The sequence below is a fragment of the Paraburkholderia podalyriae genome (assembly GCF_014397785.1).
Classification (GTDB): Bacteria; Pseudomonadota; Gammaproteobacteria; order Burkholderiales; family Burkholderiaceae; genus Paraburkholderia; species Paraburkholderia podalyriae.
This window is the reverse complement of record NZ_VZQQ01000001.1, coordinates 330,927-344,595: the sequence shown is the minus strand read 5'-3', so window position 1 is coordinate 344,595 and position 13,669 is coordinate 330,927. Positions and strand designations below refer to the sequence as shown.

The window sequence follows — 13,669 nt, the reverse complement described above, 5'->3', positions numbered from 1 at the left end:
GGCGACTTTCCGATGCCCGAAAACATTGCACCCAATACGCTCGCAGAAATGGAGCGAAAGCTGTTCGATTTGGCGGATGCCGACGGCGTCAACGATTCGGAGCGCATACTCAATTCGCTGTGCCGTAGGTCCTTCCTCAGGCTCTGGTCGCAAACGAACGTCTATACGGACGAAGGCTTCAAGGACGGCAAGGGCAGCACTCGGGAACTGTGCGATGCACTCGTCATATTCGGCAATGACGTGATTGTCTTTTCGGACAAACACATTGCATTCCAGGCTGACAAAAAACTCGCTATCGCCTGGCCAAGGTGGTACAGGCGCGCGATACTCGAGTCCTGCAAGCAATTGCACGGCGCAATGTCATGGCTACAGCGCTTCCCAAGTCGGGTATATCTGGATGCAAAGTCCACGCGCAGCCTGCCAGTTGTCGTCCCAGCAAAAGGGGCGGTTAATTTTCACTTGGTCGCAGTTACACGAGGAAGCCGACAAGCCGCGCTTGCGTACAACGACGGGGAGGGATTGGGCTCTTTCCGGCTAAACAGTGAGGTCGAAAGTTCCCAGCACCTCGATACGCCGTTTCTCGTGGGCCTTCCCGAGCCAGAGAAGCACTTCGTTCATGTCTTTGACGAGGTGTCAATCGAGCTGTTGCTGAGCGAACTGGATACCGCTGCCGACTTTCTCGACTATCTAAAAAAGCGAGCGGCCCTGTTAGGTCGGCGCGGAACTCACGTCTCGGCCTACAGAGAAGAAGAGTTGCTAGCGGCGTATCTTCGCACGATGGACTCAGACGGCCAAGAGCACGTGTTCTTTGAGCCGCAACCGGACGGTGCCATACCAGACGCAATTCTCTTCGACGTTGGCATTTACGAAGCGCTCAAGAATGACCCCGGCTACACGCGTAAGAAGAATGCGGACAAGGTCGGCTATGAATGGGACAAGCTCATCGAGCGCTTTGTGGAATACGGTGACCCCGGAATTCATAACAAGTATGGCACCCAAGGAACAGCCGAAACCGAGCAAGGGTTGCGTCTCATGGCCGCCGAAACGCGGTTTCGTCGTCGGCAACTAGCCGAGACGTTCATCGGCGCGTTGCAACGAATCACCCCCGGGGACCATCTCGGTCGGCTAGCATACGCAGGCGTAGCCGGAGAGACCGTTTACGTGTTCGTAGTTGTCGCCAAACGACAGGACGAGAGCTACGCCAGTTACCGGGAATTCCGCTTTGCTCGTTTGCACGCCTATGTGCGAACGGCCAAGCTGCTAGCCCCGTTGGGAACAGTGTTTGTCGGCGTTGCGTTCGACAATCCGCACAAAGACTATCAAGGCGGCTCGGAAGACCTTCTAGTTTGGACGCAGGAGAATTGGACAGATGACGAACTTGCAGAGCTCGAAGCCAAGCGGCGCGAGCTGGGCATCTGGCGCAAATCGATGGAAACCTGGCACTATCATCAAGACGAGTTCCCGCAGGCGACACGGCACGTTGGACGACAGCCGATGGTTTCGGTCGGGGAACACGCCTCACGGCAAACACAAGAAAAAAAGAAGGAAACAGAGAAGAGAATCAAAAAGATGAAGAAGGCGTCGAAGCGCCGCAACCGAGGAAAGAAGTAGCGTCGTCGAGGGGTTTCCGCTGCAACCTAGATTGACGCAGATGCTCGGCGACGGGCCCGGCAATTCAACGCGTTGTTGGCGTACGGGGCGTTAATAAACCTTGTCCAACGGACAATCGTGGCATAAGTGAGAGTGCTGTGTATGCCGTCAACATCCGTCAGCGACGCAAACGAAGATGGCCCATGACTGCGCATGCTCTTTATGCCGCGCCGTATAGCGGATTCAGGACGCCAACGCCCACCTACGTCGCCGCTTGCTTGGACAGCGAGTCAGCCAGCGTGTCGAGAAGCGTGCGTAAATTAGTGCGTACTGCCACTGGTAGATTGTTTTCATCGAAGGACAAGTCAATGACCCGGCTGCGCTTGCCGACCGGAATGGGCTCTGGCCACTGTGCTTTCATGACTCTGCCGCCAGGATGGGCTACCTCCGCGTAGTGAACTACGTAAGGCACATGTTCACGCGGCCACGGTCTGTTGTGGGACACGTCCCGAGTATGATTTCCGCGGGCCGGTAGCAGGGGGCGGATGCCGTACGAAACGCATCCAGCGACTGGGATTTCGCCATCGCCTTCTCCATACGTGACGGCGCGTTCAATCCGTAAGCGCTCGCCATCGCGCCACGCGAGCATCAGGCATTTGAGTTGAATTTCAGCGTCGCCATTCGGTCTGAATCGGATGTCCCAAAACGCATACAGAATCTTGGGCGCTTCAAGCCCTACAGCTGACATCATTCGGATATCGTAGACTGCGCCATGGGCGGCTTTCAGGCTCTCTCGCTTAGGACTAAGGTCTAGTGACGTCAGTTGAGAGACGAGAGCGAGGGCACTACGGTAGTAGGAGAAGACTTCTCGTCCGTCGGTGATGGTGGAAGGTAAAGACAAACCGCGTGACTCGGGGGCGTCGATTCGTTCCAGCAATCTCTCGAGGTTGTCCTCGCCTGAACCGGTGAAGTAGACCTCACCAAAAATCGCGCTTCTGAAGACCTGCATGTCGTGAAGAAACCGGAACTGATGGTGGTCATCGATGCGGTAAATGACCACGAACGACACACTCTGGCGCTCCGCTTCGGTCAGTTCGCTCAGTTCCGCAAGAACCAGTTCCTCAGACATCTCGACGCCGCTTTCGAGGCGGTCGGAGATTCCCCGTGCAATGCCCCGAGCCACGAATTCGCTGCCGGCATATGCGAACATCCCGTTCCTGCCGAATGGATGTATCTTCTGCGACAGGTCGCTAATTTTCATCGGTCCCAGCGATGTCGGGATTTCAAATTCGGACTCTACTGGACCAACAACGGAGGGCAGAGGAACGGGCTCCTTCACGAAGTGCGCCGGCGAGGTTAGGAGCGTGTCTGTGATGACGACCGGAAAGGTGTCGGCGAACAGAACAACGGTGATGGTCATATTGGCGTTCCCCGGTCTGCGGTTGAGTTCTTGTTGTTGCGCTTCCCGCGTGCACAGCTTTCGCGAGCCGTGTCGCGTGACGCGGTACGTGTGGCGGGATGAGTATATCGTCGCTACTTTTCTCTTAGCGCCTTTTCCTTTCATTGACGTAAGTAATTTATCTCTTTTGGCGTGCGAATCGCAATAATGAGCCATGGACCCGGCTCCGTTCAATTCCGGCTCGCCGAGCAGTAAAGCGACGGACGAGGGATTTCCACGATAGTTCTCGGGGGCAGCAGTCGCGTCGGCTCCATGGCGTTGCATCTCGACCATAGAAAAAAGTCGGTGGTGGTTGACCGCCTCAAGGTCGGAGACAAGTGCGATGGGTTGCCGCCTCAGCATCGGAAGTTGAGGCGCTGCCGGGGACGCACAGTTTCGTCGATTTGCTGACCCGCCCGCAGAACCGCGACGGCAGTCACGGTGACGCATCCAGGCGAATTGGCAGACTGGTAGTAATCGCGTCTCGACGCTTGACGCGAACGCTCCGTTACCTTCAAAAAGGTTTCGACTACTTGGAGCCCTTCGTCTTTCCTTGGCGGAGCACCAGCCACAGCCGGCCTTTTCGCTTGATGCATAATCCACCAACCAACACGGGGGATTTATGGCAACAAGAAGAAGACCTGCGCCGGTGGCGACCTACGATGCCGACCTCTTTCAGCAGTTCGTCGGCGACACGGACCTCGGGCTCGCAATCGAGGCGCTGAAGCGGGCGAACGACATCTTCGATATCATCGAGCCGCAGGAAACCCAGCATTCCCAGATGCTCCAGTGGCTGCTCAACCCGCGGGAGGGGCACGGCCAGGGCGACGCCCTATTCAAGGACTTCCTGACAGCCGCATGGGCGAATTGCTACGCGGAGGATGGACCGAACACGGAGTTCTTCGCGCACTGGACGCCGGCGCGCATCAGCATGACGGGCTTCCACTCGATTCTGTTGCTTCGTGAGTACCGTATTTCAGATGGGAACCACCTCGATTTCTTTATCGTGGACCCAGTAAACCGTTTCGTTATCGTGGTCGAGAACAAGTACAAGGCGCAGCATGGGAACCCGCAACTCCTCCGCTATCGCCGTTCAGTGCAGAACCTTGTCGCGAGCCATCTCGGGTTCAAAAATTTCCGGGTCGCACTCATCGCGCTGGACCGTGGCCGCTCGAGGCAGCTGAAGCTGCGCGAGTTGAAGAAGTATTGGGTCTATCTCGACTACATGTGGCTGGAGGCTGGCGCGAACCGAGCAGAAACGCAGATGCGTCGGGGCAACCAGACCGCAAGCCTGCTGATTTCCTACTGCCAGCGCCAGTCGGACTACGAGTCGCAGGCCGAAAAGGATGTCGACACGATTCTGGCGCGGCTGACGCGTCACTACCGGCCCCTGCTCAAACCGCTTGCAGAGGCGCGCGCGACGAAGCTGAGCAAGGCCCAAGGCGTCACGCTAGGTGACCCCGCGAGCGACATTTGGCTATTCACGCAGCACTATCCAGAGCTGGTCACGCGCCTCACGCATCTCAAGAACCTGTCCTTTGTGAGGTCCGACCTTGCAGAAGAGCTGCCCGGCGCGAAATTCGAATACGAGGAAAGCGACTCCTGGATTCAGCTATTCGACCGAGCGTGGTATTCGTACACGCAGGCCGACGAGAACGATGTGCTGTGGTGGCCGTTCTATGTGCGGGTGCGCTTCATTCCGCCTGAACTTCTCTCCGAGGAAGAGCAGGAACAGGCGACCGAGAACCTCTATGTCGTGAGTGTCGTCTACCGTGAGTCGTATCTGAAGCCGGACACCGCCAAGCGCGTGTGCGCAGCGATGCTAGATAAATTTCCCGAGCTTGCCGGCGGTCGCCAAAAGGCCCATGTGCGCCGGCTGCAGAAGGAGAAAGTCAAAGAGAGCAACCTCCTTGACGAGGTGCTACGCCGTTATCGCATGCTCAACTCAGCTCTCCAGGGCGTGTGACATTGCCATCGGCGACTGGTGCGCTTGCCTGTGCGCCCTGGGCCGAGCATTCTATGCTCGAAGCGCTCGCCCGTTCGTCGCCTTGGCGAGACTCACTAATCGAAGGAGAGAAGGGAGGGCTGCATGACGATTGCAAGAATTAAGAAGCTGCAGGGGTATCGGATTTTTCGCGACTTCAACTGGGATGGCCTTCCAGATTTCGGTAGATATAATTTAATTTACGGCTGGAACGGGGCAGGCAAGACATCTCTTTCGTCTTTGTTCAGAAACATGCAGAGACGGCAGCCTCCAGAGTCAGGCGCGGTCGAGCTGGTCATCGACGGGAATATCATGACCGGCACCGACTTCGCATCAGGGAAAACCGTTTCCATACGCGTGTTCAACCGTGATTTCGTGGACCGCAACGTCTTTGAGACTCCGGGGCACGAGTTACCGCCGGTGTTCTATCTCGGCGAAGACAGCTCAGAGAAGCAACAACAGATACTTGCGCTACTAGCACAGCGTGAGGAGCTTTCCAAAGAGCAGATGACACTCTCGGGTCAGAAGGAAGCGGCGACGACGGAGCTGAATGCATTTTGTACTAGCCAGGCTCGGAGCATCCGTAACCTTCTCTTGGGTGACGCGCGATACAATAATTACGAGGCCCCGAAATTCAAGGAACTGATGCGCCGTCTGGCTTCAGCAGATGCATTGCCGACACAACTCGATGGTCCGCATCGCGCGGAGGCGGAAGAGGCAATCGCGGGAAGGCCGTTGCCGAAGGTGAAGGTCCCTTCGTTCGGAGAGGTAGACCTTGCTAGCTTGACGGGTAGATTGAGCACTGAGCTCGCGGCGACAGTTGTCGCGAGTTCCATCCAGGAACTGGTCGAGGAGCCTCAACTTTCGGGCTGGGTCGAGCGCGGCCTGCATCTGCATTCAGACGGGCAAACGCACTGTTATTTCTGCCTGCAGGAGTTAAGACCAGAGCGGCTCGCCGCCCTGTCGGCCCACTTCAATGACCATTTCAACGCTCAACAAGAGCGGCTGACGAGGCTCTCGTCTGAAGTGGAATCCTTGCGCAGAGCGGCGCGAGCGCGCGAGATTCCTGAGCGCTCCGCACTATACCCCCAGTTCCTTGAAGAGTATGACCAAACGGTAAAAAAACTGGACCAGCACTCACTATACGTGGAGACGTATCTCGATGGTCTATCGCGAGCCATTGACGCGAAAAAGAGCCTGCCATTTGGCGAACTTAAGCTGCCAGATTTTCTGGATGCGCTGAACGTCGAAAAGGAATCGGGATTCTGGGCATTTGTTCGGCTGATATTCAATGGCATCAATGTCGTTGGTGCTAGCTTTGGAATGCAGGCGATACAGTCCATCGTGGAGCTGGTCAAGAAGCACAATAAGCACTCGGAGAACTTTGAAAAGGCAGCGGCCGAAGCACGCAAGATACTCGAGCTCGATGAGGGGTTGAAGGCATTCTCAGAATGGTCATTCCGCCAGAAGCGCGTGAATGTGCTGACTACCACGCTCACAGGATTGCAGGAAAAACTTCGCCCGCTCGCAGGCCAGATTGCGAACCTTCAGCGCGCGATTCGACAGCATCATCAACCAGCGAAAGAGCTGACCCGCGAGTTGGCTGCGTATCTTGGCCGCGACGAGCTCCGCTTCGAAACCAGGGACAATGGCTACACTATTATGCGCGGTAAGGCGCCAGCGATGCATCTGAGCGAAGGAGAGCGCACGGCCATCGCTTTCATGTACTTCCTCAAGACACTGGAGGATTCCGATTTCAAGCTGAAAGAGGGCATCGTCGTGATTGACGACCCAGTGTCTAGCCTTGACGCAAATTCCTTGTTCAGTGCCTTCGGATACATGAAGGAGCGCGCCAAGAATGCGAAGCAACTCTTCGTGCTAACCCATAATTTCGGATTCTTCCGGCAGGTGAAGAACTGGTTCAATTTCGCAGGGAAATTGAAGAACGGTGTCTACAAGCCTGAGACATCGACAATCTCTCACTTCTACATGCTTGCGATGAGAGTGGAGGGTGGCCAGCGCAACGCGTACTTGCGAACGTTGGACCCTCTTCTTCACGAGTATGAGTCGGAGTATCACTACCTGTTCAGGCTCGTAAAGGATGGCGCGGCGATGGTTCAGCCGCAAAGTCTGGCGGATGTGTACGGAATGCCGAACGTCGCACGGCGGCTTCTCGAGTCGTTTTTGTCTTTCAGAGTGCCTGGCCACGCAGGCAATCTCAGGAGGCAGATGGAAGAGCTCGACGGCGAGCCTGCGATGATGGCGAGAATTATCCGGTTCCTGCACACTCACTCTCACATGGAGCAGGTCTCTGAGCCTGAGCACGACCTCTCTGTCCTTTCCGAAGCGCCAGCGGTACTTGCAGATTTGCTGACGATTATCGAGAGGAATGACAAGAAGCACTACGAGGCGATGATGGCACTGGTGTAGCTGCGTAGCGGTCCAGCTGATTCGCATCGAAATTGCTGTTCATCGATGGCTGCAGCTCGTTACGCGCTCGCTTCCACCGCTGAAGATTCCGGCACAGCGGCGACATCGGGCTTCGCGACCACCTTCTTGGCGGCAACGGCCTTCCGGCCCGAGGCCTTCTTCAACGCGGACTTCTTCGCGGCGGCCTCCTTGCTCGTGGTCCCCTTCTTGGTAGTCGCCGCCTTCTTCGCCGGCATCTTTTTCGTCGCCACTGCGGGTTTTGCTGCTACCTTCCTGGCGACGATTTTCTTGCTGGCAGCTTTCTTCGCCACAGCGCCAGAACTCGCAGCAACACCGTCCGCGTTCCCTGCAATCAAGAACTTCGAGCGGTCTTTGACGTCCTTAATCCAGGCCGGCGGCCGAGCGTGACCGCTCCAGGTTTCACCGGTTTTTGGATTCAGATACTTTGCTGGCAGTTTTCCCTTCGCCACGCTCTTGCCGGTCGATTTGGCTGCAGCCTTCGATTTGCTCGCGACTTCCTTACCACCCGTCACGGCGACGCCGGCAATCAGAAACTTGGTCCGGTCTCTGGCGGTTGCAATCCACGCGGGCGCACGTCCGTGTCCACTCCAGGTCGCCCCCGTCTTCGGGTCTTGAAACTTCGGCGACGACTTTCCCTTCGCATTGGCGGGAGCCAACGCGGCCCGCGCGCTTTCACGGCGAGCTTTAGCCTTGGCTTCAATGTCCGCGGTCGTGAGCCCATGCTCAATCATCAGCGCGCGGATTTGGTCGAGCGCAGCCTGCGCCTTCTTGGCGATTAGCGCGTCGGCTTGCGTTTGCAGTTTTCTCATTCTTGCCTGAATTGCTTCGAGCGTAGCCATTCGAATCCCCTTTGTATTCAATGGTCGCACTATGCCACGCCGTCCACAAAGACACTAGCGTCGTTCCTAAGCCCCCATCTGTCATCCAAGCAATGGGCCAGTGGGCCCCAGCGTCACGCAGCCAGTTGATGTTCGTAGTATGGCCGGTCTCGGTCATCAAGAATCGCGTACTGCGACGCAAGGTTTGACGCATCGGGGTTCAACCACGCGTCAATGTTTTCAGGTTTTATCGGAATGATGCAGCGGTCGTGTCCCGCGGCCGCAACCTCGGGCGGCGGCTCGTCCGTAATAGCAGCAAACGACAGCAAATCTGGCTCCCCCGCCCCCGACCAATGTGACCAGAGACAAGCGACCAGCATGTCATGAGCTGGACTTGGCTTGAACTCGAGCACCAGGTTCTCGTCCTTTTCCCCTTCGGCCAACTGGCGCCCTTCCATCTTTGACCTACTTACGTTCTCATAGAACGCGCTGATGGCAATTAGGCCATGCGAATAGCCGAAAAGGGATTTCCAAAATCCTTCGAGACTATCGCGACGCGCATTATATGTGCCCGGGTACTTCACGTCGTGCGACGCTGGTTTGCCGGCGAGGCGACATTGGTAGTGCATTGGCTTGATGACCCGGTGGCCGTTCTCCATCACCATTACCGGCGCATAGTGTCCCGGAAAGATGCGCGAGTCGCGGGCCTCGGGCGAGGTTCGCCGGAGGTCCTCCAGCTTGCCTAGAGTCCACTCAATCTTGCCCGTCGCGATGCGCTGGTTTTCAGTCGCCGCCTTCGTTACCTTGCTCTGAAGCGAACGCTCCGCATCCGCGAGACGAGCACGCTGGTTAAAAAGCTCCTGTTCCAGCTTCGTCGTCTGTTCGACCCGAAACGTATCGATGAGCGCTTTGACCGCGCGTTCGGCGTCCGACTGCGGGTCCGAAAACGCATCTTCCATCGCTTTCGGTATCTTCGCGTTGCTGCCTTGTGCGCGCTCAAAGAACAGCTGCGCGAATTCGCGAATGCTCATGTGAGCGCCGAAGGCTCGTACGTACTTCCGGTAGTCCGCTTGAATCTGGGCTGAATAGCACATTGGGAACCTCCGTTTTCCGTCGCTTCAATGAAAATTCCGGCTCATCGACGGCAGTTCACCCAACAGATGCGACAGGTCCATCAGCTTGTGCGCAACAAGGTGTCGCACCTCGCCTTCGCGCTGCCACACGCCGAGCACGCCGAGAAGCGACGCGCCAAGCACTTCTCTGCGCTGCTGCTCCAGCACTTTCGGCCAAATGATGACGTTCACATTGCCGGTCTCGTCTTCAATCGTCATGAAAATGACGCCTTTCGCGGTGTCAGGTCGTTGCCGTACCGTCACGATGCCACAACCGCGCGCGAGCTGGTCATTGCGATAGGTCTCCAAGGTTGCCGCCGGCATCAGCCTCCTTGCACGCAATTGTGGCCGCAACAACGCAAGCGGATGCCGACCGAGCGTCAGCCCCATCGACCGGTAGTCGCCGACGATGTTCTCCGCTTCCGAGGGGGCACCCAGCACAGGTGTTTCATCCTCCAGTCCGGCGGCGGCGAGCATGTCCTTGTCCGGTACCGCGACGACCGACTGCCACAACGCTTCCCGTCGATTGCCGGCAAGCGACGCCAGCGCGTTGGCGGCAGCCAGCACCTGCAGGTCATGACGGTCGAGCTGAGCGCGGCGCGCCATGTCGCGCACGCTCTCGAACTGTCTGACTGCGCGAGCGGTCTCGATGCGCTCGGCAGACCCATCCCGCATGCCGCGCAGCAGCGACAGGCCAAGCCGAACGGCGGGACGGTTGGCGCCCGTCACCGGTTCAAGGGAAGCATCCCAGCCGCTGATGGTCACATCAACCGGCAGCACGGCCACCCGGTGGCGCTTCGCATCCTGCACCAGTTGCGACGGTGAGTAAAAACCCATGGGCTGGCTGTTCAGCATCGCAGCAAGAAATGCCTCCGGTTCGTGGCGTTTCAACCAGCTGCTGGCGTACACCAGCAGCGCGAAGCTGGCCGCGTGGCTCTCAGGAAAACCGTACTCGCCGAAGCCGAGAATCTGCTGAAAGATGCCATCCGCGAATGTCTTGTCGTAGCCGCGCTCGAGCATGCCATTGACGATGCGGTCGTAGTATTTATCGAGGCCGCCTTTGCGCTTCCACGCAGCCATTGCGCGGCGTAGCTGGTCGGCTTCGCCGGCGGTGAAGCCGGCCGCCAGAATCGCGACTTGCATCACTTGTTCTTGAAAAATGGGGATGCCGAGCGTGCGTCCAAGCGCTGTCTTCAGCGCGTCGCTCGGGTAAGTCACGGGCTCGAAACCTTGTCGACGCTGCAGATACGGATGGACGGCGCCGCCCTGGATGGGTCCGGGTCGAACGATGGCCACTTCGATGACAAGGTCGTAGAAGGTGCGCGGCTTCAGTCGCGGCAGCATCGACATCTGCGCGCGCGATTCGATTTGAAAAACACCGACGGTATCCGCACGCGAAATCATCTCGTACGTCTGAGGGTCCTCAGCAGGAATGTCTTGCATTTCGAAGCGCTCGCCGCGTTGCTCGGACACGAGGTCGAGCGTGCGCCGGATAGCGGACAGCATCCCGAGCGCGAGCACGTCTATCTTGAGCAAGCCCAACGACTCGAGGTCATCCTTATCCCATTGAATCACGCTGCGGTCGGCCATCGCGGCATTCTCAACCGGAACCAGGCGGGTGAGCTTGCCGCGGCTGATGACAAATCCACCGGAGTGCTGAGACAGGTGGCGCGGGAATCCGAGCAGTTGCGAAGCGAGCGACGCCCACGCCTGAATCAGCGGTGTCTCGGGATTAAGGCCCGATTCAGCAAACCGTTTGAGCAAATCGTGCCGGCCGTCGAACCACTGATGGCTTTTCGCCACCGCATCACCAATTTGCGGGTCCACGCCCAAGGCCTTACCCGTTTCGCGCAGCGCGCCGCGCGCCCGGTATGTCGATACCGCTGCCGCAATCGCCGCGCGCTCCCGACCGTATTTGCGATAGAGGTACTGGATGACTTCCTCGCGGCGTTGATGCTCGAAGTCCACATCGATGTCGGGCGGCTCGCCCCGCTCCTTGCTGATAAACCGTTCGAACAGCATGTTGCCGCGCGCCGGGTCCACTTCTGTGATGCCCAGGCAATAACAGACGGCCGAATTTGCAGCAGACCCCCGGCCCTGACACAGAATGTCCTGACTCCGCGCAAACCGGACGATGTCGTAGACGGTCAGGAAATACGGCTCGTACTGCAGGTCGACGATGAGTTCGAGTTCATGTTCAATCTGCGCCTGCACGTCGTGCGGAATGCCGCTCGGAAAGCGGCGATGCGCGCCGATGTAGGTTTCCTGCCGCAGATAGGCCGCCGGCGTGAAGCCGTTCGGTACAAGTTCGTCGGGATATTCGTACCTCAGCTCGTCCAGCGAGAACCTGCAGCGAGTGGCAATGTTCACCGTCTCGGCAAGCGCGTAGTCCGGATAGAGGTTCGCGAGTCGCAAACGCGAGCGAAGGTGTTGCTCGGCATTCGGTGCGAGGGCGTATCCGCACTCGTGCACCGGCTTGCCGACGCGGATGGCGGTCATCGTGTCCTGAAGTGGCTTGCGCGAGCGCACATGCATGACCACGTTGCCAAGCGCCACGATAGGGACGTCCTGTTGGCGGGCAATAAACTCGACCGAACCACGGTGGATGTCGTCCATAGCGCGTTGATGCAGCACCAGACCGACCCACGCCCGACCCCTAAACGTGTCATCGAGCCACTCGAGAAATCTGGAACCCGCCCGAAGCTCGGGGTGGATTGCTTCAGGGAGCAGGCGCGACCAAGTCGCTTACGCATAAGCGGCATGTGCCCCATTTGGTAAAAACACGGGTGCATCGCACGCCGACTGTCGCCGCGAAGCCGGCCGTGAAGCAGGGAACTGCCGGTGCAGGTACGCGACGCGTTACTCCTGACATGTCGGAAATTCCGCGTCTGATAACGCCCGAGGGGAATGTGCTGCGCGTTGATGCTCACGACTCGCATGTTGAGGTCGTGCGCTGATGGAATCAGGAAGCTACAAGGGATACCGCATCTTCGGTCATCCGACCATGCTCACCATGAGAACAACACAGACGACACCTTCGGCACCGCAGCCCTTTCACTGGGCTATACGTTGGTCTAACGACACCGACCACTTTCAACGAACATGATTGACCTTACGGACGAACAGATAGCTGCCAGAGAGCTCCGCAACGCCGCCTACCACGAAGCGGGTCACAAAATGCTTTATGAGCGCTTCGGCGGAGCTGGCGACGCGGTCGTGTGGAAAAACGAGAGTGGGAATCCAGAGGAGACGGCGTGGTTCGGCCAGTTCCGTCCCCGCACCTGCCCTGAGGTGATGTGCAAGACGGCATTAAACCATGGGTTTACCGCTCCCGAGCTACCCGCGAACTGGAAGATACTCGTCGGCATGGCTGGCCTGTTGGCCGAGGACATCCTGAGCGGCGAGACGGATGATGCCGGCGCTATGGCTGATACCCTGTTCTTCAGAATTTCCAATGGAGAGGCCTCGGCCTCCGACCTCGCGCTAATGAGCGTCACGGACATCGATAGCTGCGGACTGAGCTATGAGGTGGTCGAGGAAGTCGTGCGGCTTCTGCGCGAAGGATGGCGGGTCGTGCAGCAAGAGGCCGAGTATTTGATGAAGTCCGCAGCAGACTAACCCGGTTCGCTACGGAATGGTGAGGGACATTCGAGGCCGGCCGGTGAGCCCCTGCCGATATCGAACAAGCGGGCGGCCGTCGGACTGGTGACCAAACGCGAATGAGAACTTCGCTCGGCGGCTGGAGCCATCGGTCAGAAAAGGGCAGGCTCGTTTCCCGATGCCAGCACTAACCGGTGTTCTTGGCAGCGAGCTTCGCTTCAATCAGAGCTTTAATGGGTTTGCGCTCTGACTTCGACAGCCATCCCCAGGCGAGTACGACGTCGGCAAGCTCGTCATCGTCGCAATAGAAGTATGCAGCGGGTACCCGTAGTGCCTGCGCCAGCCTTACGGCGATACCAAAGGGGGGCTCGTGAACCCCCGTCTCGTAGCGGCTCATCCGAACGCTTGCTGTTCCTTCATCCAGCCCAATCTTGACGCCGAGCTTGTCTTGGGGAATGTCCGCGCGCAGCCGTGCTGCTCGCAGACGGCGCCCAAAGACGGTAGCTGGTTCCTTTTTGACCATCCTACGAATATCGTAAGATTCCGTTGTATTTTCTCTACGAAATTCGTAAGATGGCGCGGATTCGTTCCTCCGCGAAGAACGCACATGTGTGGGCTCTGTCTGCGCGCCCGACGTGCAATGCGCTTCCGGAGGTCGGGTCGACGGGGTTAGTTT

Annotated in this window: 8 protein-coding genes and 1 pseudogene; 4 read left to right on the top strand and 5 right to left on the bottom strand. The window is 58.1% G+C overall.

The features are described from left to right. Positions 1-12: 12 nt before the first annotated feature. Positions 13-1,611: a hypothetical protein gene (locus F6X42_RS01505; RefSeq protein WP_187632500.1), complete on the top strand. Its 1,599-nt coding sequence runs from the start codon at positions 13-15 to the stop codon at positions 1,609-1,611. Between the two features lie 241 nt (positions 1,612-1,852). Here F6X42_RS01505 and F6X42_RS01500 read toward each other — a convergent pair whose 3' ends face one another. Further along, positions 1,853-3,322 (bottom strand): hypothetical protein, encoded by a 1,470-nt coding sequence (locus F6X42_RS01500; RefSeq protein WP_187632499.1) that lies wholly within the window; start codon positions 3,320-3,322, stop codon positions 1,853-1,855. Between the two features lie 355 nt (positions 3,323-3,677). On the opposite strand from F6X42_RS01500, the gene F6X42_RS01495 reads away from it, so the two are divergent. Together F6X42_RS01495 and F6X42_RS01490 are read left to right on the top strand one after the other, a co-directional pair. Then, a complete protein-coding gene (locus F6X42_RS01495; protein ID WP_312892380.1) occupies positions 3,678-4,994 on the top strand; it encodes a PDDEXK-like family protein in 1,317 nt (438 codons plus the stop codon). A gap of 123 nt (positions 4,995-5,117) precedes the next feature. After that, a complete protein-coding gene (locus F6X42_RS01490) occupies positions 5,118-7,442 on the top strand; it encodes an ATP-binding protein (RefSeq protein WP_187632497.1) in 2,325 nt (774 codons plus the stop codon). 59 nt (positions 7,443-7,501) lie between these two features. Here the strand turns inward: F6X42_RS01490 and F6X42_RS01485 are convergent, their stop codons facing one another. The 3 genes and pseudogenes from F6X42_RS01485 to F6X42_RS01475 form a co-directional block, all read right to left on the bottom strand. Next, positions 7,502-8,302, bottom strand: coding sequence for an H-NS histone family protein (locus tag F6X42_RS01485; RefSeq protein ID WP_187632496.1), 801 nt, complete (start codon positions 8,300-8,302; stop codon positions 7,502-7,504). Between the two features lie 113 nt (positions 8,303-8,415). After that, positions 8,416-9,375, bottom strand: coding sequence for an SOS response-associated peptidase family protein (locus F6X42_RS01480; protein WP_187632495.1), 960 nt, complete (start codon positions 9,373-9,375; stop codon positions 8,416-8,418). A gap of 24 nt (positions 9,376-9,399) precedes the next feature. Further along, positions 9,400-12,075, bottom strand: a pseudogene (locus F6X42_RS01475) (error-prone DNA polymerase); the annotation flags it as partial. 420 nt (positions 12,076-12,495) lie between these two features. Between F6X42_RS01475 and F6X42_RS01470 the strand changes: the two are divergent. After that, entirely contained in the window at positions 12,496-13,011 is a 516-nt protein-coding gene (locus tag F6X42_RS01470) for a hypothetical protein (RefSeq protein WP_187632494.1), read from the top strand. A 169-nt stretch (positions 13,012-13,180) separates the two neighbouring features. Here F6X42_RS01470 and F6X42_RS01465 read toward each other — a convergent pair whose 3' ends face one another. Continuing rightward, on the bottom strand, positions 13,181-13,516 hold the full coding sequence (locus tag F6X42_RS01465; protein WP_187632493.1) for a helix-turn-helix domain-containing protein: 336 nt from the start codon (positions 13,514-13,516) through the stop codon (positions 13,181-13,183). Positions 13,517-13,669 lie beyond the last annotated feature (153 nt).